This window comes from Pseudoalteromonas sp. Ld20 (genome assembly GCF_045064175.1).
Lineage (GTDB): Bacteria > Pseudomonadota > Gammaproteobacteria > Enterobacterales > Alteromonadaceae > Pseudoalteromonas > Pseudoalteromonas neustonica.
Window position 1 is genome coordinate 130,930 of the sequence record NZ_JBISHB010000027.1, and the last position, 26,480, is coordinate 157,409.

The window sequence follows — 26,480 nt, forward strand, 5'->3', positions numbered from 1 at the left end:
CTCCTTATTCTGGGTCTGTGCGCTTTTTGGCGCGAGGGTGCGTGTTATCGTACACTTTTGCTAAATGCTGAAAATCTAAATGAGTGTAAACTTGTGTTGCGGATAAGCTGCTATGCCCTAATAACTCTTGCACAGCGCGTAAGTCACCAGAAGATTCTAAAATATGAGATGCAAAAGAGTGGCGTAATTTATGCGGGTGGACTTGGCTACTTATGCCTTGCTTTATTCCCCATTCTTGCATGCGTGACCTAACGTGACGTGCTGATATTCGGCATTTTTTACTGCTAACAAATACCGCAATTTCGTCAGGATGAGCAAATTGAGGGCGTATTTTTAGCCATTTATTTAATGATTCTAATGCTTTACCGCCTACGGGTAATAAGCGTTCTTTACTGCCTTTACCCCGTACTAAAATTTCTTTGGCGCTGCGGTTTATATCTTGTAGGTTAGCACCAACTAACTCACTTATACGTAGGCCAGAAGAATACATTAATTCCATTATCGCTTGATCACGAATCGCAAGAGGGTCGTCATCTTGAATATCAAGTAACCGTGCCATTTGGTCTACATCAAGATTTTTAGGTAATGGCTTGGCAAATTTAGGGCCTTTAATTGCCTCTGCAGGGTTATGATAATGTGTTTGTTGGGCGATATTTTTAGCTTTTAAAAATTTATATAAACTACGAATGCAGCTGAGCTTTAAACTAATTGTACGCCCGCTCAGTTGCTTGCTTCTGAGCTGCATACTGTAGCGGCGAATATGTTCACCTTGTACGCTTGACCAATCATCGCATAGCTTACTGAAATACAACGCAGCAAAGTTCAGTTGCGTGGTGTATTGGGTGATCGTGTGTGGAGAGTATTGCCTTTCAAAACGCAGATAATCACTAAATGATTGAATAGGTGTGCGCCACTGGTCGCTTAATTGCTCATGCAATTCATCAACACTTGGCGGCTGCGGCTCGATCATGCCAGCTCAAGTTCCAGTAATCTCAATTGTAATGAGCGTACAAATTCAAGCACAAACAGGCTGTCTTTGGCGGGTTCAAAGTGGTTTGCATCATCACTGCCAAATGCCAAAATAGCCACTGGGTGTTTACTATTGCCAATTAAGTAAAGCGCAGTTGATTGTGTTTGTGGGCGGAACAGTAAATCGCGTTCTTGCTGGCTTACACGGCCAAGGTACGTACCATCGTTCATTAAGCGATGTGTAATTAAATCATCAAACTTAGTGTCATACTTAAGTAAATGGCATTCACTAATAGCCGCATTGGTACAAATAATATTACGTAAGTTTACTGCTAGCGTTTTAAAGTCATAATTAGTCCACAGTTGGCGGTGGCACTCACTAAATAAACTATAAATTTGCTCGTTTTCTTTTGCGTGTTCAATAAGTTCATCAATTTTGTGTTTTAACATTGCATTATGTTCACGCAATTGACGCTGCTGAATATGCACTAAAGAGGTGGCGCCTTGAGCATGCTGTTGCAATTCAAGTTGCGTTAACAGTGCTGGGTTTTGCAGTAAAAAATCAGGGTTTTCTAGCAAAAACTCACTAACTTGTTCATTTGTTAGTTTACTGGGAATGTTACTCATAAGGCAACTTGACCATCAAATACATGCTCCGCAGGGCCTGTCATACGCACTGGGTGACCTTCACCTTGCCAGCGAATTTGTAAACTTCCGCCTGGTAAGTCAACTTGCACTGTGGTGGCTAGCTTATTTTGAATTTGGCCAATGACCATCGCAGCACATGCGCCTGTACCACAGGCTAGTGTTTCGTTTACGCCGCGCTCCCACACTCTTAATTTAATGTGCTCTTCGTTTATTACTTGCATAAAACCTACATTTACGCGCTGCGGAAAGCGCTCGTGATTCTCAAGCAATGGTCCTAACGTGCTGACATCGGCTGTTACTATGTCGTCAACTTCTAATACGCAGTGAGGGTTGCCCATTGAGACCGCACCGCTAAAAACAGTGTGTTCTTGTGCACGAATAATATATGTCAGTTCACGTTTAGTGGCTTTAAGCGGGATTTTGCTTGGCTCAAAATTAGGGTGCCCCATATTAACGGTCACTTGGCCGTCTTTTTCGATATACAGGGTGAGGTTACCTGATTTTGTAGACACAGTAATTTTGTGTTTGTTGGTCAGGCCTTTCATCCGCACAAAGCGGGCGAAACAGCGGGCACCATTGCCACATTGCTCGACTTCATTGCCATCAGCATTAAAAATACGATAGTGAAAATCAAGATCGGGAGAATAGGGCGCTTCAACCATTAACAATTGGTCAAAGCCAATGCCGAAATGGCGATCGGCCAGTTTTTTTATTTGATCTCGTGACAAGAAAACGTTTTGTGTAATGTTATCAATTACAACAAAATCGTTGCCTAGGCCGTGCATTTTGGAAAAATTAACTAACATAGCGCTCTAATTCGGATTTGCTCTGCGCTAATCATGCCACAGAGCAGCCGTGTTACAAAAAGTTTATGGTAAAATTTTCTCGCCCTGCCATAAGCTTTCGACAGTTTCACGAGCGCGTATCAAATGGCTTTGTTCGCCATCAACCATAATTTCAGCTACGCGCGGGCGCGAGTTGTAATTTGAGCTCATTGTGAAACCATAAGCACCGGCACTACGTTGGGCAAGTAAATCCCCTTGTTGTAGTGCAAGCATGCGGTCTTTACCTAAAAAGTCACCTGTTTCACACACCGGCCCAACAATATCAAAGTTGTGTGTGGGGGTATCGTCATTGCGTGGCGTTACCGGCACAATATTTTGCCATGCTTGATATAACGCAGGGCGCAGCATATCGTTCATGCCCGCATCAACTATTGCAAAGAACTTATCTTGGTTTTGCTTAATAAACTCAACTTTTGTTACTAAAATCCCAGCATTGGCGGCAATGGCACGGCCGGGCTCAAAAATCAGCTCTAGGTGTTGGTAGTCAGTTAAACGGTCAGTGATATGAGCCACATATTCACTTGGATGTGGTGGTGTTTCACCATTGTATGGCACGCCTAAACCACCGCCAATATCTAAATGACTTAGCTCAATACCATTGGCTTTTAAGTCATTAATAAGGGCGAGTACTTTATCCAACGCTTCTAAAAATGGTTTTATTTCGGTGAGCTGCGAGCCAATATGGCAATCAACACCGGTGATTTTCAAACCAGGTAATGAAGCGGCATATTGATAAACACTCACTGCAGTGAGAATATCAATACCGAATTTATTTTCTTTTAAGCCAGTTGAAATATAGGGATGAGTTTTTGCATCAATATCAGGATTAACACGAATCGAAATTGGCGCAACCAAATTAAGCTCATTGGCTACTTCAGATATACGGTCAAGTTCAGATACAGATTCAACATTAAAGCATTTAATTCCAAGCTTTAGCGCATAAGCAATTTCGTCAGCTGTTTTTGCAACACCGGAAAAAACTACTTTACTGGCGTTACCACCCGCTTCAATAACACGGGCAAGCTCACCTTTAGAGACAATATCAAAACCAGAACCTAAGCGAGCCAACACATTTAATACTGCAATATTTGAATTAGCTTTAACGGCATAGCACACTAAATTTTTATGATTTTTAGCCGCTTGTGCAAACGCAAGGTAGTGACGTTCAAATGTTTTGCGTGAGTAAATATAACAAGGTGTACCATATTGTGCTGCTATGTCACTGACAGCGATGTCTTCGCCATGTAGTTGATTATTTTTATAGTCAAAAAAGTCCATTTGTTAGTCCTGTTTCGATTCGGTTGTTGGCGTGTCTTGGTTTGCTACTGATTCAGTTACTTGTTCTGTTTGATTTGGCTGCGTATTTTCTTCAGGCAAATACAGTGGTCCGCTTTGTCCGCAACCAGCTAAAGCGATAAGTAGTACACCAAGAGGGGTAAGTCGTTTTAATTTTTTAAGATGCATCTCTTTCATTAGATTAATCGTGTTGCTGGCTTTATAATCGCAGATTAACAGAATATCTAAAAAATGCAGCTATTCGCGGATGATTTTATTCCTGTTACACTAACCGTAAGCAAATTTATCCTACTGCCGTAAAGGAAATAATAATGACTGATCATGAATACCACCAATTAGCCGAAGCACTTATGTTCACAATTGAAGAGCAAGTGGATGACTGTGAAGCCGATCTTGATTATGAATCTGCACAAGGTATTTTGGAGATTATTTTTGCCGATAGCAGTAAAATTGTAATTAATAAGCAAGCACCATTACATCAAGTATGGGTTGCAACAAAATTTAATGGTCACCACTTTGAATTACGTGGCGATAAATGGATAGATAACCGCTCTGGTGCTGAATTTTGGCAGTTTATGAATGAAGCAACAACTCGTCAAGCCGGCCAACCTGTACAATGGCAGTCTGAATTATGAGTTTAGAGTTTGTTGAATATCCAGCTAAAGCAAAGCATCAAGCAACGATTATTTGGTTACATGGCCTAGGCGATTCTGGTGATGGTTTTTTACCGGTCGCACCTCAACTTTCACTTCCTGATGATTTAGGCGTACGCTTTGTATTTCCACATGCGCCGGTGCAACCCGTCACTATTAATGGTGGCATGGCAATGCGCTCGTGGTATGACATTAAATCAATGGATCTTGATAAACGTGCGGATGAAACTGGGGTGCGGGAATCTGCCGCCAAAGTTGAAGCGTTGATCAGCCATGAGATTGAAAAAGGTATTCCAGCAGATAAAATAATATTGGCTGGTTTTTCTCAGGGCGGTGTTGTTTCACTGCATTTAGCTCCACGTTTAGAGCAAAAGCTTGCAGGAGTAATGGCACTTTCAACGTATATGTGCGTGCCAGAGAAATTAACCGCAGAAGCAAAACATACAGACTTAACTGTATTTATGGCTCATGGAAGCCAAGATCAGGTTGTGCCTTATGGCGCGGGTCGTCATGCGTTTGACATATTATCAGCGCATAACATGGATGTAAGTTGGCAAGAATACCCAATGGGCCATCAGGTTTGTGGGGAAGAACTAGCGGCTATTCGCCAATGGTTAATTGCTCGCTTAAGTTAATAGTGTTGAGTAACCGAGGCTAAAATGAAACAAAAAATAGTAATTACAGCAAATATGAGGCGTGCAGAACCAAGTGCACCGTCAGTAACCTATCAATGGCATTGGAAACGCATTGCCACTGTGACTTTACTGGGTTTATTTGCATTAGTTGTTTTTACTTATAGCCTATTGGGCTCGGTTAATGCTGAGCAAAATGATCTGCCTAATGTGTCAAATGACGTACCGATATTAGTTTCTACGAAGGGTGCTGATGAAGGTCTCCCTTTCGTTACGCCTATAATTGAACAAAGTGATGATGTGCAGGTTGAGCCTGCGCTAATTACAAATAACTCGATGGCTGAGATTGAAGATGCCATTGATTTACAGAGCGCTAATAACGATGAGTCAGAACTAAGTGAAACAACAACACTGAATATTGAAGCTGACATTACGACAGTATCAGGTGAGACTGATTCAATAGTCGCTCAGCCAAAAAGTTTTGCCAGTACCGCCCATGTTGCAAGTGTTGCGTTGGGTGCAAAAATAGATACAGACAAAGTAAGCCGAGCAGTATTGACGCGTGATGTAGTGGGGCGCGAGCCTGTTAATGTCTTAAAAGCGGATATTCGAATTGGTGAATTTGTTGATACTATAGCTTTTTTTAGTGAGCTTAAAAATTTACAAGGGCAAAAAGTGACCCATGTTTGGCGTTATGAAAACGAAATAATGGCCAGTATTGAACTTGATGTCACATCACCGCGTTATCGTACTTATTCAAAGAAGCATATTTTATCAGAGCAACTTGGCCACTGGCGTGTTGACGTGATTGATCAGCAAGGTCACTTATTAGCACAAAAAGAATTTCGTATATTAGCCAGATAAACGCTGCAGCGCAGGGCTAAGTAAAGAACATAAATTGGATACTTTTTATTATGACAAACACAAATAAACTCGTTCGTATAGCAACCCGAAAAAGCGCCTTAGCACTTTGGCAGGCAGAATTTGTAAAAGCGCAACTTGAGCATTTTCATAAAGACATTACTGTTGAGCTCGTGCCGATGTCGACTCAAGGGGATATTATTTTAGATACACCTCTGGCTAAAATTGGTGGAAAAGGGTTATTTGTTAAAGAGCTTGAACAAGCTATGTTAGATGGCCGTGCTGATATTGCCGTGCATTCAATGAAAGATGTGCCTGTAGATTTTCCAGAAGGTTTAGCGCTGCACACGATTTGTGAGCGTGAAGACCCGCGCGATGCGTTTGTGTCCAATACATGCGCTGATATTGCGCAGTTACCACAAGGTGCAATTGTGGGTACTTCAAGCTTGCGTCGTCAGTGTCAAATTCGTGCGTTGCGCCCGGATCTAGAGATTCGTGATCTACGCGGTAATGTAAATACCCGTTTAGCAAAGCTTGATGACGGCCAATACGATGCGATAATTTTAGCCGCGGCTGGCTTGATTCGTCTTGACATGCATGAGCGTATTAAAGCGTTTATTGAGCCTGAAGTATCGCTACCGGCCAATGGACAAGGGGCTGTTGGTATTGAGTGTCGTATTGATGACGAGGCTACCAAAGCATTGCTTGCACCACTTGAGCACAGTGAAACGCGTATTCGCGTGAATGCTGAGCGTGCTATGAATCGTCGTTTAGAAGGAGGTTGTCAAGTTCCTATTGGTGCCTATGCTTTAGTTGATGGCGAACAGGTTCATCTTCGTGGCTTAGTGGGTGCTATCGATGGCAGTGAAATACTACGCGCTGAAATTAGAGGTAACACGATTGATGCAGAAGCGTTGGGCGTGCAATTAGCTGAGCAACTACTAGCATTAGGTGCAGATAAAATTTTAGCTGACGTATACCGAGACGCATAAATGTCACATATCCTGATAACTCGCCCAGAGGGAAAAGGCGCTGACCTTGCAGAAAAGCTGCTGCAAGGGGGTTATCAGGCGACCTTATTTCCAGTTTTAACACTTGATTACTTCACACTACAAAGCGCTCAATTAACCCCTTTGTTGAACGCAGATAAAATTATTTTTATCTCCCAAGATGCGGTCAAAGCTTTATTAGCACTTAAACCAGATATAAACACCAAAGCGCAGTTTTACGCTGTAGGTGAAAAAACCGCAGAGGCCATTTGGCAAGGGTTTGGTGTGCGTGCCGCGGTGCCTAAGCAGCATGATTCGGAAGGTTTACTTGCATTACAGTCGCTGCAACAGATTGACGGGCAAAATATTGTGCTTGTTAAGGGGAAAGATGGTCGTCCTACAATAGCTAAAATATTAAAGCAGCGCAGTGCTTTTTTAAATAACTTAGTGATTTATCAGCGAGCCCCAATCGAAGGGGAACCAAGCAACTGGCTAGACCACTGGCAAAGCCTTAATGTTAAAGGTATAGTCATTACTAGTAATGCGGCGGTTGATGCTATTTTTAATCAACTTCCTTTAAAACAACTAGAATGGTTAAGACAGTGCCAGTTTTATGTTGCTAGCAGTCGTATTTGTGAACACCTCAAGCTACAACATGTAAATTCGGAAAATATTCACATTGCTGCAGGTGCGAGCGATAGCGCTATGTTTACCTGCATCAGTCAAGGTAATACTATGAGCGAACATGCAAAGCCAACAACACCGGCAGCTGAAGTAAAAACAGCATCATCAACTAATCAAACAGCAAAGTCAGCGGCAACTTCTCCAGCTGCTAAAAAAGAACCCATGATGAACCAAAATAATAAACAAAAAATAAGTAAAACAGGCAGCTTAGCGTTGCTTATCTCGCTAATTGTTGCATCGGGTGTGGGTTATCAATTTTATCAAAAATTTAATACAGAGCAGCAAGCCAATCAATTAGTTACTCAGCTATCTGCTGACAATCAATTATTGAGTAAAGAATTGCAAGCAGTGAAAGCAGCGCAGCAAACACTGCAACAAGCGTTATTTAATAGTGAGCAAAAAGTAGCTGCTAGTTTGGCTGAGAATGCGGATAATACAGCTAAGCAACTAGAGAGTGCATTGCAACGTGCTCAGCAACAAGCATACAGCCTTAATCCGCACGAAGTCACAAGTTTACAACGCATGGCCGAGTTTAAGTTATGGGCTGAGAAAGATTATAAAGGTGCAGCCGCAGTGCTGGCGCGATTAGATGCTTTGCTAGCAGAGCATCCAGGAACCGGTGCTATTCGCCAAGCAATTCATAGTGATATGCAAGCGCTTAGTATCGTAAAACCGATCCCTGCTGAAGCGATTTATTTACAACTTCACGGTGTGTTAGAACAAATAGATAAGTTAGATTTTAATGCGGTGGCGTTACCACAAGTAGCAATTACGACGAAGCAAGATGCTTTGAGTGAAGATGTCAGTGACTGGCAACAAAACGTAGCTAAAACATGGGAACAGCTGCAAGATAATTTTATTAAAATTCGTCAACGTGAAGATATTGCAATTGAGCCTTTATTAACAGAGCAAGAGCGTCATTTAATTAAGCAGCGTTTAAGTCTGTATTTATCTCAAGCGCAAGATGCACTTTTAACTAAACAAGCAAGTATATATTTTACCGCTTTAAATCAAGCTCATGTATTAGTGAGTGATTACTTTAAGCAAGATGATCCACATACACAAAGTGTACTTAAAACATTGGCAGGCTTAAATAAAGAGTCACTAAACTTTAGCCCTGAAATCACTTTGAAAAGTACTGAGCAGGTCAAGGAGTGGGCACAATGATACGCATTATTTTGGTTATTTTAGCCATTGCAATTTTGCTTGCTGTATCACCCTTGTTAATCGGTGAAGTTGGCTATGTACTTATCTCGTTTAATCACACTACATTAGAGGGCTCAATTGTTGCTTTTTGTGCGGCATTTTTAGTTATTGCACTTGGACTGTATGTTACTTATAAACTCATTCGCTATGTTTGGTCTTTATACAGTAATACTCGTCATCGCTTTTTTGCTCGCAGTGAAGAGCGCAAGCAAGCAGCCATTGAACAAGGTATTTGGAGTTTAATTAACAGCGATAGTGAGCAGTTAGAGCTTGCGCTGGAAAACAATAGTGTGGCAGATAATTGGCATGATGTACGCTATGCTTTATTAGCCAAAGCCGCTTTGCAAAAAAGTGAGATAAATAAAGCAATTACCTTACTTGAGAAAATTTCAGCAGAAAATCAATTAAAAGCAGCTAAACTTTGGTTAGCCACAGGCGATTGCAGTACGGTGACTGGTGATTTAAAAGCATTAGCAGAAGCTAAAAAAGCAACTGCATTAGAGCTGAAAATGTACGCGGAAGTGTTAGTTCAACAACAAAAGTGGACGGCTCTTGAGCAATTTATGCCACGTTTATTAAGTAAACAAGCATTAACCGATACACAGTGGTCGTCATTATTCACAGCTTATTTTATGGCACAGCCGCACTCGCAGTTAATTGATAAATATCAACAGCTCTCAAAAAGCTTGAAAGTAAAAGCGCATATGGCTTATTTATCTGTGATGGCAAAAGTAGGGCGTTTAAATGAAATTGAGCTAACTTTATTAAAAATGCTTAAAAAATCAGAGCAACATAATGATCTTGCCAAAGTATTAAACGTTTCTGCACCGGGAGATGCGCTGAAATTACAGGCGAGCTTACAAGATACGCTGAAAAAAGAACCAGATAATCAAGACTTATTACTATCGCTAGCGTGTTTAGCGAATGCACATGGCGAATACGAGCTTGCTGCACGTGTATTTGATAAGGCGTTAAACCCTGAAAACAGTAAAGATTACTTAGCACAAGCTCAGCTTAGTTATAGTAAAAGTGCACAGCCACAAAAAGCGCTGGATCTTTACCTATAATCTAAATAGGCTTATATCGGCATAGGAGCGCCAGAGCATATGAAGAATATATTTACTCTGACTGTTAGCCTTGCTTTTGCTTATTTTACGACTGGTTTTTTTAGTAATTTATTATTGGCTGTTAATGGATATGCTGTTGCTTCATGGCCGCCATCGGGTATCGCTTTAGCTGGTTTTTTATTATGTGGGCGCCGAGCTTTAGCGGGGATTTTGCTCGGTGCACTGCTTACTAATCTTGCTCACCTTGATCGTGTTGTTGATATATTACATTGGCAAGTATTCCTTCAGGCTTTAATAGTTTCTTTAGCTGCAACTTTTCAGGCGTGGTTTGGTAGCTACCTCATTGTAAATGTAATTAAAGCCCCTTTAGATTTATCATCTTTAAAACGCAGCGTTCATAGCTTAATTGTTGCAGGCCCTATTTGTTGTGTTATTGCAGCGTCAATAGGCACTACACTGTTGGTTTATAATCAGGTTATTCCTGCCCATGTCGCCGTTGATAATTTTATAGCATGGTGGATTGGCGACAGTATAGGGGTGTTGATTTTTACACCGCTAATATTGGCAGCGTTCAATTATTCACAAATGCGCCATCGACTACAGGTTATTCTCCCTTCGTTATTTATCTATATGGTGATTAGCCTGAGTTTTTACGCTGCGGCTAGTGTCAAAAAAGAAAAAAACATTCAAAAACAAAGTGCTAAGATTGCTGCTGTGCAATCTGAAATCAATCATAAAATATCTGAAATAACAGGGCATTTGACTCTTCTCGCTACCTTTTTTGCCAGTAGTGATGGGGTTAATTACCAAGAGTTTAAGCGCTTCACTTCAAAGCAGTTGGATTATAGCCATGAAATTTTAGCATTTGAATGGGTACCGCGTGTTACTAAAGCCGAGCTAACCCAATACCAACAGGGTATTCAGCTTGAAGGGGTTGATGATTTTTATATTAAAGAAAAGTCATCAGGACAAAGCTGGCAGCCTGTCTCAATGCGAGATGAGTACTACCCTGTGCAATATGCCCATCCAATAGTAGGAAATGAGGTTGTACTTGGGTTTGATTTGGCTTCCAATGAGCAGCGATATGATGCGTTAATGATGTCAAAAGCATTGAATGAATTGGTAATAAGTGAACCTATAGGGTTAGTCCAAAGTAATGCTGATGGTAATGGTGTATTGTTTTTCTTCCCTGTGTTTGGAGACTTAGATACTCAGGGTGATTTTAAAGGGTTTGTTGTTGGGGTGGTGAGTTTATCGCGCTTATCTCAATCGTTATGGTTTAATCATGACAGTAAAATAAGCGCCCATTTTTACGATGTAACAGATGAGAATGATCAGCAATTAATTTATCAAACTCAAAGTGCGAATGTTGAATTGCTAAACGAGTATCAACTTTTACTTGGAAAGCGTATTTGGCAAGTGCAGCTATTTGAGCCTAAATCAAAAACATCATGGGTCATGTATTGGCTTGCACAAATAGTGGGTATGTTATTTGTTTGGTTGTTAATTACCTTCTTGATATCAGTAACGGGTACTAATATTCAGGTGAGGGAGCAAGTCGCTCAGCAAACACGGATTTTACGTCAAGAAAAACAAAAAGCAGATGAAGCGAGTCAAATCAAAAGCCAATTTTTAGCGAACATGAGTCATGAAGTACGCACACCAATAAACGGTATTAAAGGTTTGCATTATTTAGCGTTGCAACAGCAAGATTGGCAACAAGGTCGCCGTTACATAGAACAAGCTGATGGTGCACTTAGCGTGCTTTTGAGGGTGCTGAATGATGTGCTCGACTATTCAAAAATGGAAGCCGATAAGCTTGATTTAGCACAAGAACCCATAAAGGTTAATCACCTTATTGATGAGGTTATGAACTTAGTGCAATTTGAGGCGGATATTAAAGCACTCAACTTGCAGTTGGAGTTAGATCGTGGCGCACAATTACAGATAGATACCGATCCAATTCGGCTAAAGCAAGTGTTATTAAACTTACTAAATAATGCCATTAAGTTTACCGCAGCAGGGACTATCACATTAAAAATATGGCAAAGTGAGAGCGTTACTTATTTTAGTGTGAATGACACAGGCATAGGTATTAACGACAATGCTCAACAGCAATTATTCCAACCGTTTGCACAAGCTGACAGTTCTACTTCACGCCAGTATGGTGGTACAGGCTTAGGCTTAAGTATTTGCAAGAAGCTGGTTGAGTTAATGGGAGGGGCAATAGGCCTGGAAAGTAAACAAGGGCTGGGCTCTACATTTACTTTTACTTTGCCACGCATTTCACCGCTAGCAAAAACAGAGCAGTTAGAAACACGCTTCAACGACATAGATACAAGCAGCTTATCGTTTGTTGATTTTAAAATATTATTAGTAGAAGACAACCCCCTAAACCAACATGTTGCAACTGCAATATTAAAAACAAAAGGGTGCGTTGCGGATATTGCTAATGATGGTTTTGAGGCGATTGAAAAAGTGTCACAGACACCTTATGACCTAGTTCTTATGGATATTCAAATGCCTAATATGGATGGTTTACAAGCGACTAAGGTTATTCGTAATGAGCTATTTATGAGCGAGTTGCCTATTATTGGCTTATCAGCAAATGCGCATGATGAGGATGCGAAAAAAGCATTAGCAACAGGTATGGACGATTACTTAACTAAACCAATTGATGCTGATAAATTATTTAAAACGATGTGGCATTATTTACAATAAGTGTATAAAGCGTTTTTGGCATTTATTTTAAATGTTTTCATCTTTGTCATGCAGACAAATGACCTCAATAAAGAAAACAAAATCATCTAAACTTGAATTACCTATTTAAGTGCGTATGATCCGCGCAAATTTAACTGACTGAGTGCTAATTATGATTAATAAAAAACTCCCTTTGCTAGATATCCATCGCCATTTAGACGGTAATGTTCGTGCGCAAACTATTCTTGATTTGGGCCGTCAGTTCAATATCAAATTACCCGCCGATAATGTGGCGGCGCTAATACCGCATGTGCAAGTCATTGATCCAGAACCAAACCTAATGGCCTTTTTGCAAAAATTAGATTGGGGTGTCGCCGTACTGGGTGATTATGATGCCTGTCGTCGTATTGCAATTGAAAACATTGAAGATGCACAAGCGCAAGGTTTAGATTATGTTGAGCTTCGTTTTAGCCCTTATTATATGGCGCAAAGCCAAGGGCTGCATCCGCAAGGCGTTGTAGAAGCCGTGGTTGATGGTATAAAAAGTGCCACTCAAAGCAGCAGTGTTAAAGCTAATTTAATTGGCATTATGTCACGTACTTATGGCACCAAAATTTGTCAACAAGAGCTTGATGCGTTGCTTGCATTTAAAAATGATTTAGTGGCTGTAGATTTAGCCGGTGATGAAATTGGTTTTCCGGGAGAGCTATTTGTTGATCACTTTAAACAGGTCCGAAATGCCTACCTAGCCGCTACTATTCATGCGGGCGAAGCACTTGGTGCTGCAAGTATTTGGCAAGCAATTAATGAGCTTGGAGCAGAGCGTATTGGCCATGGTGTAAAAGCGATTGAAGATGTAAAGCTAATGGACTACCTGCGAGATAATCGCATAGGCATTGAATCATGCTTAACCAGTAATGTGCAAACGAGTACCGTTGCTAGCTTAGATGTGCATCCACTGAAACGCTTTTTAGATCATGGTATTTTAGCGTGTATTAATACGGATGATCCTGCTGTTGAAGGCATTGAAATTGAGCATGAATATGCAGTTGCCGCACCAGCGGCTGGTCTGACGCAAGCTGACATGGAAAAAGCGCAAGTAAATGCACTCGAGATAGCCTATTTGAGTGATGCTGAAAAGCAACAGTTAAAACAGAGTGCCGCTGCTAAATAGCAGCGACGTACGCCACCTAATGTTCTTTTTGACAGCTTAAGTAGTTGTCAAAAAGAGCTTTAAGAATATCGCTTCGGCCAATCATACCAATCACCGTTGTGCCCTCTACAACAGGGTAATTTTTTGGCTTTCCCGTTTTCATTTGTTCGGCTAGTTCAATAATATTGGTATCACCGCTGACGGTAACCACATCAGTTTGCATCAGCTGAGCTACTTTGACTACGCCATCACAAAAATAACTATTTTGCATTAATGGCTTTAGTAGTTCTTGTTCAGAAATAAAACCTACTAAACACTTATCCTCATTAAATACAGGTGCCCCCATCAGTTTGAATTTTTGTAATTCTGAAATAGCCGTAGTCATTTCAGTTTCAGGTGTGATATTGGGTAGTTTGCGTTGCATAAAATCTTTTACTTTTGTATTTAACATTTGGGTCTCTCCCCGTTAATGACTTGTACAAAGTATGGTTAATGAATGGGTTTTTGGGAAATTGTTTATGTTGATTGCTCTGATAGGTTAAAACAATCAGATCACCAGTTGTTGGTAATTTATTTATTTTCCGGGCAATCAATATCAACGTGGTATTTTGCTTTAACTAACTCAATATAGTGTGAGAGACTTTTGTGTGAACTGGTGTTGAATGTATTCGCTAGTGAGGTAATGCTTTGAATGCGATCTAAGCGAAATTCCCGATAGTCATTACGTAATTGGCAGTGAGCGATGAGCGTCCATTTTGCGCCCCAATATACGAGCCCAAGAGGATCTACAATGCGGTGGCTTGGCTGCTGGTTAACATCTAGGTAATGAAATTCAATACAGGTTTTATTGGTAATAGCTTTACGAAGTTGCAATGTAATTTCTTGATGGGTTTTATCATGGTTAAAGGCCGATACTAAATAAGGTAATTCTTCGACTTGCTGTTTTAGCTTTTCAGGCAATACGGCATTTATTTTAGCTATTGCAGCTTGGGCTTTGGCAGCTAATTGTGGGTCAGTCCATGCACTCACCATTTTACTACCTAGTAGAAGCGCTTGTAATTCTTCTAATGTAAACATCATTGGGGGAAGATCGTAGTGTGCTATTAGGTAACCCACCCCCGTATCACCTTCAATGGGCACGCCAGAACTTTGAAGGTGTTGAATATCGCGATAAATGGTTCGTTGAGATACTTGCAGTCGATTAGCAAGTTCATTTGCAGTAACCGCAAAGCGGCGACCTTTTAGCATATTTACTAATTGAAACAGCCGCTCTGATTTATGCACGAACGTATCCTTTATCGTTTAAGTTAATGTATTTAAGCGGATTTTTGGGAAGTAATTTAACTCAGACTTTAGGTAGCTCAACTTTGCTGGCAAGCTGTTTGGCTTAATACTTCGTAATGGGTTAATTGTACACTTTGTTTTTCAATTAATGCTGCAAATTGTTGGCACTGCTCGTTTTCAAAAAACATATCACTCACTCGTTTCGCATCTGCGGGAGTCGCAAAGTATATAACATCAATATATTGCTGGGTTTCTGCTTGTTTAGCAAGTGAGCGATAAAACACTCCTGGTTGCTTGTCGATAAAGTTTTGGAAGGTATTATTGGCGATATGAAATTGTGCCAAATCTGTGTCGTTATTTAGTTTAAAAGTGATAACTTCGATTACGTTAGTGGTCATAATTGTGCTCCTTGTTTAAGAGCGAACAGTAAACCATAATGTATTGTCAGGGAGTGTCAGTAGCCAGCTTAATTATATCAATTTGGTGCAATTGAAATAATTAAGCTGGCTATAATGGATTTTTTATTACTTAATAAACGCGAATGCGTCAGCGTACATGTTTTCGCGGATTGCACCATGAGCAATAAAATCATCTCGTACGATGCCAATCATGTCAAAACGCCCTGCCATGTAAATATCATATGGCGAAAGGGAGGCAATATCGCTCATCACGGCTTTATGTACGTAGCCAGTATGGCCTGTCCAGCTGACTGTTGGGTTTTCAACGACAGGGATAAAAGTAAAGTTTTCTCGGCTATTAGCCCACGTTTGCATTTCAGTGTGTGCATATAAAGCCGATTCTTCACGTACACCCCAGTAAAATAAAACAGGGCGGTCACAACCAATTTCGCTTAAATGATCAGCCATTGATTTTGCGTATGAAAAACCAGTGCCGCCAGCGAGTAAAATAATCGGGCGTTCGCATTGTAGGCGTAGTTGCGAAATACCTAAGCCCGTTTCAATGGTTACTTTGGTATTGTTAGTGTGTGCATCACGTAAATGTTCAAGGGTTTGCATGGCGTATGAGTCAACTGCAGATGCGCCAATATGTAATTCAAGCTCGTCACACTGTGAAGGACGGCTAGCAATTGAAAATGCACGCTTGTCTTTCTCACCAAGCACAACTTGTAAGTATTGGCCTGCTTCAAATTTAACACTTTCAATTGGTTTTAAAATAACTTTGTGAACAAATTCAGTTAATGGGCTGATAGCAACAACGTCAGCATGTAATGTTTGCATGGTTTACCTTTTAGCACTGTTTGCAGATACGCATTCGAATTTCTCAATTCTAGCATATCTGCACAGGGGTTTTATAGACTGTTAATTCATCAGTTAGATGATCAAACTATAGAATATCAAGACTTTGCCAAATATCATCAACACGGTCTTTAGTGGCTTGGTCCATAACGATAGGTTCACCCCATTCGCGCGTTGTTTCACCAGGCCATTTGTTGGTTGCATCCATACCCATTTTAGAACCAAGGCCGGAAACAGGTGATGCAAAATCTAAATAGTCAATCGGTGTATTTTCAATTAAAGTTGTATCACGAGCGGGATCCATGCGTGTTGTAATAGCCCAAATTACGTCGTTCCAGTCTCGGGCATTGACGTCGTCATCACACACGATTACAAACTTAGTGTACATAAATTGACGTAAAAACGACCATACACCCATCATTACTCGTTTAGCATGGCCAGGGTATTGTTTTTTCATGGTCACGACAGCCATGCGGTATGAGCAGCCTTCAGGCGGTAAGTAAAAATCGACAATCTCAGGAAATTGCTTTTGTAAGATTGGTACGAATACTTCGTTTAGTGCAACGCCTAGAATTGCAGGTTCATCTGGTGGACGGCCGGTAAAAGTACTGTGGTAAATTGGATCTTTGCGATGCGTCATATGCGTGACGGTCATAACTGGAAATTCATCCACTTCATTGTAGTAACCAGTGTGATCGCCATAAGGACCTTCTGGCGCTACTTCACCAGGCATGATATAGCCTTCCAATATGATTTCAGCACTGGCAGGCACTTGTAGATCATTTGATATCGACTTAACTACTTCTGTTTTGCTACCACGAAGTAAGCCAGCAAATGCGTATTCACTTAGGGTGTCAGGTACAGGCGTTACTGCACCTAAAATTGTAGCAGGATCTGCGCCAAGTGCGACTGATACAGGGTAAGGTTCGCCAGGGTTTTCTTTACACCATTCTTGAAAATCAAGCGCGCCGCCACGGTGTGAAAGCCAGCGCATGATTATTTTATTTTTACCAAGTAATTGTTGGCGGTAAATACCTAAGTTTTGACGCTTTTTGTAAGGTCCTTTGGTGACGGTTAAGCCCCAAGTGATAAGGGGAGCTACATCGCCAGGCCAGCAATGTTGGATTGGCAGTTTAGTTAAATCTACCTCATCGCCTTCAATGATAATTTGTTGGCAAGGTGCTTTTTTTACTTCTTTGGCTGGCATATTAAGTACTTGCTTAAATACCGGAATTTGCCCTAGCGCTTCTTTAATGCCTTTTGGTGGTTCTGGCTCTTTTAGAAATGCCAGTAGTTTACCAACTTCACGAAGCTCACTAACATCATCTTTACCCATGCCCATAGCAACACGTTTAGGTGTGCCAAATAGGTTGGCTAAAACAGGCATCGAATGCCCTTTGGGGTTTTCAAACAGTAAAGCTGGGCCTTGAGCTCGCAGCGTGCGATCGGCTATTTCGGTCATTTCTAGGTAAGGGTCAATTTCTTGGTGAATACGTTTAAGCTCACCTTTTTCTTCTAGTAATTTGATAAAATCACGGAGATCTTTATATTTCATTGTCGGCTGCTTTAAGGCTTAAATTAGAATCATTATACTTGAGTCATTTTTATTAGCGAGTTTACTCGGCTTTGTTTATGCTACATTATTATTTTTCATTTATTGCCTTTCTCACATTAAAGTTTCATTGGGCTATAGTTATACTTTAGATAAGAAAGGGGGGTTCACTTGCGCAAAACTTTTATTGATAAGGTATTAATTTTAAAAGTAATTATTTTTATGGCCTGCCTTCATTGTCGTACGGGTATTGCTGCCGATGATTTATCCACTATTATTTCCCCGGCTCTTTTTAAAAACCACAGTGCTATTATGTTAATTATTGACCCTGAGTCAGGTGATATTGTTCAAGCAAATGATGCCGCGGCCTTATTTTATGGTTTCAATGTAAGTGAGCTGGAAAAAAAATCTATTCAGCAAATTAATATTTTTACTAACGAGCAGGTGGCACAAGAGCGTGCAGCTGCACGTACTGAAGGTCGTAATTATTTTGTTTTTAAACATCGTTTAGCAAGCGGTGATATGCGTACTGTCAGTGTCTATTCAACCCCCTTTAATGTTAATGGTAAAACACAGCTGTTGTCGGTGATTCATGATATCTCTTCACAACGAAGCTTAGAAAAAGAGTTATGGCGTTACCAAGAAAACCTCGAAGAGCTAATTCGTATACAAATAGGTGAAATAGAAAAGAAGCAAAGTGATCAGCTTTTACTAGCGATTATTTCAATTGCTTTACTATGCGTACTATTACTAATTTTAAGTGTACTGGCAACACGATTACGAAGAGCAAAGCGAGCAGCGCAGCAAGATAGCTCTAAGCTGCAAGCTATTTTTGATAGTATTGATGACTTACTTATTTTTGCTGAACCGAACCAACGTATTTCTGCTGCAAATAAAAAAGCACAACAAATACTAACCGCTAAAATGCCACTTTTTGGTCGTTTTATGTATGAGTTTGAGGTGAGCCAAACACTATCTAGCGATGCAATTAATGAGCATGAATATAAAGGTGCAGAAGGAAATTTTTGGGGGGAATATACCTGTACGAAAGTGGTTGATAATGATGCTCGTCACTTGGGAAGCATTCATTTTATACATGATATTTCAGAGCGTATAGCCACGCGACGTCAACAACGTTTAGCGAGTACTGTTTTTGCGACTACTAATGAGGGAGTGTTTGTTTCCAATGGCAAAAACGAAATCATTATGGTGAATCGTGCTTTTATAAATATTACAGGTTACTCACAAGATGATGCCTTAGGGAAAACGCCAAGTTTACTTAACTCTGGCCGACATAATAGTGAGTTTTTCAAAGCGATGTATTTGCAATTAAATACACAAGGGCAGTGGGAAGGTGAAATATGGAACCGACGTAAAGATGGTTGTATTTACCCTTGCTGGCTGAGTATTGCAGTCGTTTTTGATGATACAAAAAATATAGAAATGTTTGTGGCAATTCTAAACGACATTAGCTTACGCAAAGAAAATGAACAAGAAATGTGGCTGCAAACTAATTTAGACACGTTAACAGGCTTGCCAAATAGGCAGCACTTTTATAATAAGGTTGATCAGCAAATGTTGCATGCTCAAGCAGAGCAAAAACGCTTAGCTATTTGCTTTATTGATTTAGATCGATTTAAAAGTGTGAATGATACCCTCGGACATGCAACGGGAGACTTATTATTATTAGAGGCGTCAAAACGAATAAAGGCGTGTATGAGTAGTGGTAACCTTGTTGCGCGCTTGGGGGGGGATGAGTTTTCTCTCCTGCTGACGAACATCAATACTGTTAATCAAATTGAACATATTGCGTTAAAAGTACTTAATGCTTTGAACTCACCTTTTGTAATCGCAGAGCATGAAGTATTTGTTTCGGGCAGTATGGGTATAACGCTTTACCCTGATGATGGCTTGGAGCGTAAAATTCTTATTCGCAATGCAGATAGTGCAATGTATAAAGCGAAAGAAAAGGGGCGAAATTGTTTTGAGTTCTTTACACCAGGCATGCATGAACAGGCACAAGCTCGCAGTCAGCTTGAGGGGGCGTTACACAAAGCGCTCAGTAACAATGAGTTTACGATTCATTATCAACCAATTATAAGTATTGATGGTGAAAGGCTCGGTTGCGAAGCTCTACTGCGTTGGTATAACCCAGAATTAGGTCATGTTTCGCCTGCTGATTTTATCCCTATTTGTGAAGAGCTAGGCTTGATAGTGCCGATTGGCGCATGGGTATTGCGTGAAGCATGTCAGCAAGCCAGTAACTGGTGTTGTAAGCTCGATGGTAACTTCTTTATTACGGTTAACTTCTCTAGTGTGCAGTTTGTCCGACAGAATGTATCTGAATTAGTTAAAGAGTGCTTGGCTGAAACAGGACTCGCAGCAGAGTGTTTAAGTCTTGAAATTACTGAAACAGTGCTTGCAGATAGTAGTGATACAACATTAAAGCAATTACAAGCAATTCGCGCCCAAGGCGTTGGTTTAGCAATAGATGACTTTGGGACCGGCTACTCTTCTTTAAGCTATTTAAAGCGCTTTCCGTTAACTAAGCTCAAAATTGATCGCGAGTTTATAAAAGAACTACCTGATAACACTGAAGATTGTGCTTTGGTCAGTGCCATTATTTCCATGGCAAATAATTTAAAACTAAAAGTGATTGCGGAAGGGGTTGAAACCCAAGAGCAAGAGGATTTTCTACGCAATTTAAATTGCGATTACATACAAGGGTTTTTATATAGTAAGGGCTTACCGAATGATGAATTTGAGTTGTTTTTAGAAGCGAATAGCTCGCACATTAAAATTTAAACCTTTCAACAGCACTTGCTAAAGAGTGAGCTAGTTGGTTTACATTCTCACTTTGGCTGGCTAAAGTGTTGGCGTGGTTAGCATTATTTTGTGCTTGTATAGTTACTTTAGCCATGATTTGTTTAATATCATTACTGTTATCAAGTTGATGGTGTGAAGAGTTAGCTATTTGCTGACTCATTTGGTTAATTGTGGCTAAGGTACTTTTTATTTTATCGACTGCTTGGTTTAGCTCACTGCTGTTTGTTACGCATTGTTGTGCTTGTTGTTGGCCATCGTTGATTTCATGATGGGCAGAACTGGCTTGATGTTGTAACGTTTGGATCATGGTATGGATTTCGCTCGTTGAACTTTGCGTTCGCGCAGCAAGAGAGCGAACTTCGTCGGCCACAACAGCGAAACCGCGGCCATTTTCACCCGCTCGGGCGGCTTCAATCGCAGCATTGAGGGCAAGTAAATTAGTTTGCTCGGCAATACTGCTAATAGTATCTACAATTGCGCCAATTAATTGGGTGTGTTGCGTGAGCTCTTCTGTACAAAGTACCGCTTGATCAAGGCGAGTAAGTAGCGCTTCAATTCGCTGGCTATTCCTATCAGCAATTTGGTTTACGTCATTAGCAAATTGCGAAGCATTGGCTATTTCATTAGAGGTAATATCAGCTTGTTCACATACTGTTTGAGAATTGTTTAGCATATTTTCGGCAAGTGATGTCGCGTCTGCGATTCGTGTAAGTTGCTGCTGTGCTGCAAGAGTCATTTGCTGCCCTTGTTCGCTGGTGCTAATTGCTGATTGGTCCAAAGTATGTGCATTGTCGCTGATATCAACGAGCAATTTACTTAAATCATCACTGAGCCGATTAATATTATTTAATAATGCGCCGAACTCATCATCACTGCGTGGGTGAGTACGTCTTGATAAATCTCCTGATGCTATTCTGGATAGCGCTTTATTTACCGCATTTAAGGGTTTAAGCATTGATCTTGTAGTCAGCACAGAGATCAAAGCTGCAAATGAAATCAGTATGAGGCTAATAATTACAGCCAATGTAGAGCCTGTACTTATTGTTGACTTTGCATCGTTTTGTAAGGCTGTAAAGCGTTGATCAGCAAGTTGAGTAAGTTGGATTATTAGTTGTTCGGTATCTTGAAATTGTTGCTGAAAATCTGTGAATGTTTTTTCGGCTAAAATGCGATTAGTAAGCATTGTATTTTGCTGCTGGTAAATGGTAGCTAGTTGTTCATTAACGTCAGCCATTTGAGCTGTAAGAGACGTAAAGTTTGCTGCATTGTGTAGTTCACTGGCTTGTTGCTGTAAATAGGTAAAGTTTGAGCGAATATTATCAAGTAAAAAATCGGTGTCTTGTTGGTGCTCGCTAAGCACTTTTAGTGAACTAATGTACTTAATACTTTTTACATTACTGGCAAGAGTGAAAAGTAGATCATCTATTCGAGTTGCAGTACCCACGATTGAATCCAATAATCGCTGTTGTTGACTGGTTACTTCTAAAAGCTCTAAATCAAGTAGCGCGTTACTTAAAGTAGCGAGATTCTCTGTATAAAAACTGCTTGATTTTTCGACAGCAATGCCAGCGTCTAAGCCAGATTTTTTTGCACTGAACATGCTGGAGCTAGTCTCAGCGAGGTTTGTATAGCTATTACCTATAAGTGATAGTAGCGATTGCATTTTTGGCTGATCTTGTAGCTGTTGCTGCAGTTGAGAGAGCTTTTCGTTTAGCTTTTTTTGCTCAGCTATTGCGCGTTGCTGCTCTTGCTGTAATTTTACTACTGTACTTTGGCTATACGCGACGGCATTAAATTTAGTGATCGACAGCAGTGATAGTTGCAGTGCCTTACTTTGCTGCTGCACAGGGACTGCGAGCGTTTCAATATCTGAGTTCGCGATGCTAATTTTGCCAAGAGACCAATAAAAAAAGCTACTACTGGCTAGCATCAGCAGACCAATTGCGGAAAATGCAAATACCACTTTATATTTTATTGCAATTGTTTGCATAGCACACTCATAAATACAGGCTAAATAATGAGTGTAGCAGTCTTTTTATAAAATATAAGGATGAGAGGATATTGAGTTATTGTAAATTGCAGTGGTATTTATTGCCATCGATAATCAGCATAGCCTCTTTGCCTTTAGTCCAAAATAGCACGTTTTCGTTGGTGTATTTTACGCCTGATGCACTGCGTTGCCTTATTAGTTGATATTGGTGTTTATTGTAATCAAGCGTTGCAGACTCTTCATCTTGGTTGGTTATGGTTGCGTTGAGTTTGCTATCACATGTAAATGTATCAATATTCTCCTGCTGTGTGCAGGCGCTGAGTGTGATTAATAAGCTCGTAGTCAATAGTAGTGCTTTATACATAAAAGGTATCCTTGAGTTATGGTATTTGCACAGCATAGCAAACGAAAATTAACCGTTGGTGAAAGTGTCGCTTTACGCTATGTTAAAATCAAATAATTTTAAAATTTAAGGAACAAGGATGGCAGGCACAAACCTTTTAACATTGCTTGATGATATAACTGCGCTATTGGATGATATAGCTACTATGAGCAAGGTTGCGACTAAAAAAACGGCGGGTGTGCTCGGTGATGATCTAGCCTTAAACGCACAGCAAGTGACAGGGGTAAGTGCAGATCGAGAATTACCCGTTGTATGGGCTGTTGCTAAAGGCTCATTTTTAAATAAAACCATGTTAGTTCCTGCGGCATTGTTGATCAGTGTGTGGCTGCCGTGGTTGATAACGCCCTTATTAATGATAGGTGGTCTTTTCTTATGTTTTGAAGGTGCTGAAAAGTTAGTGGAGAAAGCTTTTCCTGCGGCTAAATCTAATGATCATAATGAGGCGGCAGATATTGATTTAGTTGAATATGAAAAACAAAAGATAAAAGGGGCAATCCGGACAGATTTTATTTTATCAGCAGAAATAATAGTAATTACTCTTGGGACTGTTGCGGGAGCGAGTTTACTTAATCAGGCACTTGTACTAAGTGTAATTGCCGTACTGATGACGATAGGTGTATATGGTCTCGTTGCTGGGATAGTAAAACTGGATGATGCCGGATTATATTTGCTTAAACAAGCCCAGCAAACAGGTAATCGCTTTAAAGAAATATTAGGTAAGGGTTTACTAGCGGCTGCCCCACGTTTAATGCAGTTTTTGGCTTTTGCAGGCACTGTGGCTATGTTTTTGGTGGGGGGCGGTATTTTAGTGCACGGTATTAGTATACTTCATCATTGGCAACTAACTGTTACTGATTATGGTTTATCGCATTTAGGAAGTGTTGGAGAGGTAATTGCGCCGCTTTTGTTTGATGGTACTTTAGGTTTGTTGGCTGGTGCGATGATTGTGCTAATACATCATATTATGGTGAGGTTTATAGCAAAAAAGCCGACAACTTAACTTTGTTGGCAAAGTGTTAGAGTATTATTAAATTGATTGGTGGTACTTAATGTTTATGTGTAGAGTTCGCTTGATTACCTAACGATGTATTTTATTTAGCACGAAATCAAGGGTAAGTATCGTTTCGTTTATCTGCTCATGGGTATCAATACTTAACACTGTTAGTAAGTTTTTCAGTAACTAGAAATGGATCGATCACTCGTCAATTATCTTCAGTGTTAAGCTGTGATGGCCAATTAATTTTGTAGTGATTCTAATTGGCATTTTTAATCCATTATAGGTTTGAGTTTCTGGTCATGTTGATTGCTCTTCTGTTTGGCTTAGTTTACGTTATAAACCTCTGCAGTTTTATTCGACTATTACGACATACTAATGCTGGTAGTAAATAAATCGTTTCTAAGAGGGTTTTGTGTTGGTATGATAGGTAATGTTGTGTTTTTTTAATAATAATATCAAAAAGGAATTGCCGTGAAAAAGTGGCTGTTAGTATTAATTTTTTTTATAGCACAGTTTAGTGTTAGTAGTTATGCAAGTACAAAGTCGCTTTCTATAGAAAGCTTCAGTAAAAGCAGTGAATATAGTCAAGTTAAGCTTTCACCTGATGGTCGTTATATATCTGTTATTAGTAAGCCTGAGGGAAAGAGTATATTAGTTATCCTCAACGCTAAAAACTTTCAGGTTAGCCATGCCGTGAGATTTCCAGATAATGCACAAGTGGGTGCTTATAGCTGGGTTAGCGATGAGCGAATAGTGCTTCAAAAAGAATATTTAAAAGGATGGCAAGATCATCCTCAGTATCATGGTGAATTATTTGCTGTAAATGCTGATGGTTCCCGAGGGAAGTACCTAGTTGGCTATCAAGGGGAGATGCAAACAGGCTCTCGTTTGAAAAAGGCGACGCCTCTTTACGGTACTTCTTACTTGTTAGACCCATTAGTTTTTGATGAACGTAAAATGTTAATAGTGACTTATCCGTGGTCTTCTAGTAGTGAGCCGTTTACTGTGGTTTATGAGGTTGATTTGTTTTCTGGTCACCGTCGAAAGGTAGCACGTTCACCTTCTCGAATGGCACAATTTTTAACAGATCATAAAGGTAATGTGCGTATAGCCGTCTCAACGGATGATTATATAAGTTCAACAATTTATACTCGCGCAAAGTCTGGGGGAGAATGGCAAGAACTTGATTTAGGTAGTTTGGTTTACGGTGATGTGCAGCTACACGCTTTTGATAGCACGGGCAGTTCAATTTATGTAACCGCGTCAGTGAGTGGTGAGGCTGCTGGTTTGTACAAGCTCAACTTAAAAACCAAAGCAATGGAATTGATTCATAAAGAAGAAGGTGTATCGCCAAAGAAGATCTGGGTGGATGAAACATCAAAAGAGCTATTCGCCATTGAAAGTGAGTTAAATTATCCAACGTATGCTTTTATTGATAGTGAGTCAAAGAAGAGTGTGCACTTAAAGTCATTACTTGCAGCGTTGGAGGGGAATCAAGTGCAACTTGTTAGTAGCACTGAAGATGGCAATACCAATATCATTATTGCATCAAGTGACCGAAATCCTGGTGACTATTATATGTTTAATGCACAAGCTAACAAGCTACGTTATTTATTTTCAGCACGTAGTTGGCTAAAGCCTGAATTAATGGCTGAAACAAGACCAATTAGCTACACCAGCCGCGACGGTTTAACTATTCATGGCTATTTAACACTCCCTAACAATACGACAGAGAAAAACTTGCCTCTGGTTGTTATGCCTCATGGTGGCCCTCATGGTCCGCGCGATTGGTGGGGGTTTGATCCCGATGCACAGCTGTTAGCCAATCGCGGTATGGCGGTATTAAAAGTGAATTTTAGAGGTTCGGGTGGTTTTGGTCGTAACTTTGAGCATGCAGGGCATAGAAAGTGGGGAGCTGAGATCCAGTACGATATTATTGATGGCGTAAAACACCTAATTGAGCAGGGAACTGTTGATAAAAATAACATGTGTATTATGGGGGCCAGTTTTGGTGGTTACTCAGCCTTGCAAAGTGCGATTATAGAGCCTGATATGTTTAAGTGTGCTATCGGTGTTGTTGGTGTTTACGATTTACCACTGATGTTTGATGAAGGCGATGTGGCAGAGCGTGAGAGTGGTCAGCGTTACCTTAAAAATGTACTTGGCACTGATGAAGCCCAACTAAAGGCCTTCTCCCCAAGCTACAATATCGATAAGTTAAAAGCACCTGTGTTAATAGTACATGGTGGGGAAGATGAGCGAGCACCTATTGAACAAGCTGAATCACTTGTGGCCGCGCTTAAAAAAGCGAATCATCCTTATGTTTACGAGTTATTAGAAGATGAAGGGCATGGGTTTTACAAGCCAGAGCATCGCACTCGTTATTATAAGCAGGTGTTGGCATTTTTAGACCAGCATTTAACCTTGTAAAAATATGATCTTTATAATTAAAATGGCAAGCTTATAGCT

The 26,480-nt window shown here is 40.3% G+C and carries 23 protein-coding genes; 11 read left to right on the forward strand and 12 right to left on the reverse strand.

Translation table 11 applies throughout. The annotated features are described in order from the left end of the window. Positions 1 to 4: 4 nt before the first annotated feature. The 5 genes from ACJJVX_RS04715 to ACJJVX_RS04735 form a co-directional block, all read right to left on the reverse strand. Positions 5 to 970: a tyrosine recombinase XerC gene (locus tag ACJJVX_RS04715; protein WP_054205241.1), complete on the reverse strand. Its 966-nt coding sequence runs from the start codon at positions 968 to 970 to the stop codon at positions 5 to 7. After that, a complete protein-coding gene (locus ACJJVX_RS04720) occupies positions 967 to 1,596 on the reverse strand; it encodes a DUF484 family protein (protein ID WP_054205240.1) in 630 nt (209 codons plus the stop codon). The genes ACJJVX_RS04715 and ACJJVX_RS04720 overlap by 4 nt, the downstream gene beginning before the upstream one ends. Continuing rightward, entirely contained in the window at positions 1,593 to 2,423 is an 831-nt protein-coding gene (dapF, locus tag ACJJVX_RS04725) for a diaminopimelate epimerase (protein ID WP_054205239.1), read from the reverse strand. Before dapF ends, ACJJVX_RS04720 begins: the two co-directional genes overlap by 4 nt. A gap of 63 nt (positions 2,424 to 2,486) precedes the next feature. Beyond that, entirely contained in the window at positions 2,487 to 3,740 is a 1,254-nt protein-coding gene (lysA, locus tag ACJJVX_RS04730; protein ID WP_170173337.1) for a diaminopimelate decarboxylase, read from the reverse strand. 3 nt (positions 3,741 to 3,743) lie between these two features. Continuing rightward, positions 3,744 to 3,935 carry a lipoprotein gene (locus tag ACJJVX_RS04735; RefSeq protein ID WP_054205237.1) on the reverse strand — a complete coding sequence of 64 codons (192 nt, stop codon included), beginning with the start codon at positions 3,933 to 3,935 and terminating at the stop codon, positions 3,744 to 3,746. Between the two features lie 134 nt (positions 3,936 to 4,069). On the opposite strand from ACJJVX_RS04735, the gene cyaY reads away from it, so the two are divergent. From cyaY to add, 8 genes are all read left to right on the forward strand, one after another. Next, the gene (gene cyaY, locus ACJJVX_RS04740; protein WP_405630420.1) at positions 4,070 to 4,393 is read left to right on the forward strand and encodes an iron donor protein CyaY; all 324 of its coding nucleotides are present in this window, start codon (positions 4,070 to 4,072) and stop codon (positions 4,391 to 4,393) included. Further along, a complete protein-coding gene (locus ACJJVX_RS04745) occupies positions 4,390 to 5,046 on the forward strand; it encodes an alpha/beta hydrolase (protein ID WP_405630423.1) in 657 nt (218 codons plus the stop codon). The genes cyaY and ACJJVX_RS04745 overlap by 4 nt, the downstream gene beginning before the upstream one ends. A 24-nt stretch (positions 5,047 to 5,070) precedes the next feature. Then, positions 5,071 to 5,907: a DUF2914 domain-containing protein gene (locus tag ACJJVX_RS04750; RefSeq protein ID WP_405630425.1), complete on the forward strand. Its 837-nt coding sequence runs from the start codon at positions 5,071 to 5,073 to the stop codon at positions 5,905 to 5,907. A gap of 50 nt (positions 5,908 to 5,957) precedes the next feature. Further along, positions 5,958 to 6,896, forward strand: coding sequence for a hydroxymethylbilane synthase (gene hemC / locus ACJJVX_RS04755; protein ID WP_405630427.1), 939 nt, complete (start codon positions 5,958 to 5,960; stop codon positions 6,894 to 6,896). Beyond that, positions 6,897 to 8,744: a uroporphyrinogen-III C-methyltransferase gene (locus tag ACJJVX_RS04760; RefSeq protein ID WP_405630429.1), complete on the forward strand. Its 1,848-nt coding sequence runs from the start codon at positions 6,897 to 6,899 to the stop codon at positions 8,742 to 8,744. Continuing rightward, positions 8,741 to 9,850: a heme biosynthesis HemY N-terminal domain-containing protein gene (locus ACJJVX_RS04765; RefSeq protein WP_054205231.1), complete on the forward strand. Its 1,110-nt coding sequence runs from the start codon at positions 8,741 to 8,743 to the stop codon at positions 9,848 to 9,850. Before ACJJVX_RS04760 ends, ACJJVX_RS04765 begins: the two co-directional genes overlap by 4 nt. A 39-nt stretch (positions 9,851 to 9,889) precedes the next feature. After that, a complete protein-coding gene (locus tag ACJJVX_RS04770) occupies positions 9,890 to 12,571 on the forward strand; it encodes a CHASE domain-containing protein (protein WP_405630430.1) in 2,682 nt (893 codons plus the stop codon). A 151-nt stretch (positions 12,572 to 12,722) separates the two neighbouring features. After that, the gene (add, locus tag ACJJVX_RS04775; protein WP_054454413.1) at positions 12,723 to 13,724 is read left to right on the forward strand and encodes an adenosine deaminase; all 1,002 of its coding nucleotides are present in this window, start codon (positions 12,723 to 12,725) and stop codon (positions 13,722 to 13,724) included. Between the two features lie 16 nt (positions 13,725 to 13,740). On the opposite strand, the gene ACJJVX_RS04780 is transcribed toward add, so the two are convergent. From ACJJVX_RS04780 to ubiD, 5 genes are all read right to left on the reverse strand, one after another. After that, the gene (locus ACJJVX_RS04780) at positions 13,741 to 14,154 is read right to left on the reverse strand and encodes a CBS domain-containing protein (RefSeq protein ID WP_054205228.1); all 414 of its coding nucleotides are present in this window, start codon (positions 14,152 to 14,154) and stop codon (positions 13,741 to 13,743) included. 119 nt (positions 14,155 to 14,273) lie between these two features. Next, entirely contained in the window at positions 14,274 to 14,987 is a 714-nt protein-coding gene (locus ACJJVX_RS04785) for a YafY family protein (protein WP_054205227.1), read from the reverse strand. Positions 14,988 to 15,064: 77 nt separating this feature from the next. After that, positions 15,065 to 15,385, reverse strand: coding sequence for a hypothetical protein (locus tag ACJJVX_RS04790; RefSeq protein ID WP_054205226.1), 321 nt, complete (start codon positions 15,383 to 15,385; stop codon positions 15,065 to 15,067). Positions 15,386 to 15,511: 126 nt separating this feature from the next. After that, positions 15,512 to 16,225 (reverse strand): NAD(P)H-flavin reductase, encoded by a 714-nt coding sequence (gene fre, locus ACJJVX_RS04795; protein WP_054205225.1) that lies wholly within the window; start codon positions 16,223 to 16,225, stop codon positions 15,512 to 15,514. Positions 16,226 to 16,331: 106 nt separating this feature from the next. Further along, positions 16,332 to 17,798, reverse strand: coding sequence for a 4-hydroxy-3-polyprenylbenzoate decarboxylase (ubiD, locus tag ACJJVX_RS04800; protein WP_054205224.1), 1,467 nt, complete (start codon positions 17,796 to 17,798; stop codon positions 16,332 to 16,334). Positions 17,799 to 17,966: 168 nt separating this feature from the next. Between ubiD and ACJJVX_RS04805 the strand changes: the two genes are divergently transcribed. Then, on the forward strand, positions 17,967 to 20,600 hold the full coding sequence (locus ACJJVX_RS04805; RefSeq protein WP_235575764.1) for an EAL domain-containing protein: 2,634 nt from the start codon (positions 17,967 to 17,969) through the stop codon (positions 20,598 to 20,600). On the opposite strand, the gene ACJJVX_RS04810 is transcribed toward ACJJVX_RS04805, so the two are convergent. Together ACJJVX_RS04810 and ACJJVX_RS04815 are read right to left on the reverse strand one after the other, a co-directional pair. Beyond that, positions 20,590 to 22,611, reverse strand: coding sequence for a methyl-accepting chemotaxis protein (locus tag ACJJVX_RS04810; RefSeq protein ID WP_405630436.1), 2,022 nt, complete (start codon positions 22,609 to 22,611; stop codon positions 20,590 to 20,592). The two genes, ACJJVX_RS04805 and ACJJVX_RS04810, sit on opposite strands and share 11 nt — an antisense overlap. A 76-nt stretch (positions 22,612 to 22,687) precedes the next feature. Further along, the gene (locus tag ACJJVX_RS04815) at positions 22,688 to 22,975 is read right to left on the reverse strand and encodes an MliC family protein (RefSeq protein ID WP_054205222.1); all 288 of its coding nucleotides are present in this window, start codon (positions 22,973 to 22,975) and stop codon (positions 22,688 to 22,690) included. Between the two features lie 118 nt (positions 22,976 to 23,093). Here ACJJVX_RS04815 and ACJJVX_RS04820 point away from each other — a divergent pair, with 118 nt between their 5' ends. Together ACJJVX_RS04820 and ACJJVX_RS04825 are read left to right on the forward strand one after the other, a co-directional pair. Next, on the forward strand, positions 23,094 to 24,014 hold the full coding sequence (locus tag ACJJVX_RS04820) for a DUF808 domain-containing protein (RefSeq protein WP_054205221.1): 921 nt from the start codon (positions 23,094 to 23,096) through the stop codon (positions 24,012 to 24,014). 468 nt (positions 24,015 to 24,482) lie between these two features. Further along, complete coding sequence (locus ACJJVX_RS04825; protein ID WP_054454403.1) at positions 24,483 to 26,441, forward strand: S9 family peptidase; 1,959 nt, start codon at positions 24,483 to 24,485, stop codon at positions 26,439 to 26,441. The last annotated feature ends 39 nt before the right edge of the window (positions 26,442 to 26,480 follow it).

Bases quoted from the DNA above. Each gene is read 5' to 3' on its own strand.
- ACJJVX_RS04715 (WP_054205241.1), bottom strand. From the start codon at position 970: ATGATCGAGCCGCAGCCGCCAAGTGTTGATGAATTGCATGAGCAATTA.
- ACJJVX_RS04720 (WP_054205240.1), bottom strand. From the start codon at position 1,596: ATGAGTAACATTCCCAGTAAACTAACAAATGAACAAGTTAGTGAGTTT.
- dapF (WP_054205239.1), bottom strand. From the start codon at position 2,423: ATGTTAGTTAATTTTTCCAAAATGCACGGCCTAGGCAACGATTTTGTT.
- lysA (WP_170173337.1), bottom strand. From the start codon at position 3,740: ATGGACTTTTTTGACTATAAAAATAATCAACTACATGGCGAAGACATC.
- ACJJVX_RS04735 (WP_054205237.1), bottom strand. From the start codon at position 3,935: ATGAAAGAGATGCATCTTAAAAAATTAAAACGACTTACCCCTCTTGGT.
- cyaY (WP_405630420.1), top strand. From the start codon at position 4,070: ATGACTGATCATGAATACCACCAATTAGCCGAAGCACTTATGTTCACA.
- ACJJVX_RS04745 (WP_405630423.1), top strand. From the start codon at position 4,390: ATGAGTTTAGAGTTTGTTGAATATCCAGCTAAAGCAAAGCATCAAGCA.
- ACJJVX_RS04750 (WP_405630425.1), top strand. From the start codon at position 5,071: ATGAAACAAAAAATAGTAATTACAGCAAATATGAGGCGTGCAGAACCA.
- hemC (WP_405630427.1), top strand. From the start codon at position 5,958: ATGACAAACACAAATAAACTCGTTCGTATAGCAACCCGAAAAAGCGCC.
- ACJJVX_RS04760 (WP_405630429.1), top strand. From the start codon at position 6,897: ATGTCACATATCCTGATAACTCGCCCAGAGGGAAAAGGCGCTGACCTT.
- ACJJVX_RS04765 (WP_054205231.1), top strand. From the start codon at position 8,741: ATGATACGCATTATTTTGGTTATTTTAGCCATTGCAATTTTGCTTGCT.
- ACJJVX_RS04770 (WP_405630430.1), top strand. From the start codon at position 9,890: ATGAAGAATATATTTACTCTGACTGTTAGCCTTGCTTTTGCTTATTTT.
- add (WP_054454413.1), top strand. From the start codon at position 12,723: ATGATTAATAAAAAACTCCCTTTGCTAGATATCCATCGCCATTTAGAC.
- ACJJVX_RS04780 (WP_054205228.1), bottom strand. From the start codon at position 14,154: ATGTTAAATACAAAAGTAAAAGATTTTATGCAACGCAAACTACCCAAT.
- ACJJVX_RS04790 (WP_054205226.1), bottom strand. From the start codon at position 15,385: ATGACCACTAACGTAATCGAAGTTATCACTTTTAAACTAAATAACGAC.
- fre (WP_054205225.1), bottom strand. From the start codon at position 16,225: ATGCAAACATTACATGCTGACGTTGTTGCTATCAGCCCATTAACTGAA.
- ubiD (WP_054205224.1), bottom strand. From the start codon at position 17,798: ATGAAATATAAAGATCTCCGTGATTTTATCAAATTACTAGAAGAAAAA.
- ACJJVX_RS04810 (WP_405630436.1), bottom strand. From the start codon at position 22,611: ATGCAAACAATTGCAATAAAATATAAAGTGGTATTTGCATTTTCCGCA.
- ACJJVX_RS04815 (WP_054205222.1), bottom strand. From the start codon at position 22,975: ATGTATAAAGCACTACTATTGACTACGAGCTTATTAATCACACTCAGC.
- ACJJVX_RS04820 (WP_054205221.1), top strand. From the start codon at position 23,094: ATGGCAGGCACAAACCTTTTAACATTGCTTGATGATATAACTGCGCTA.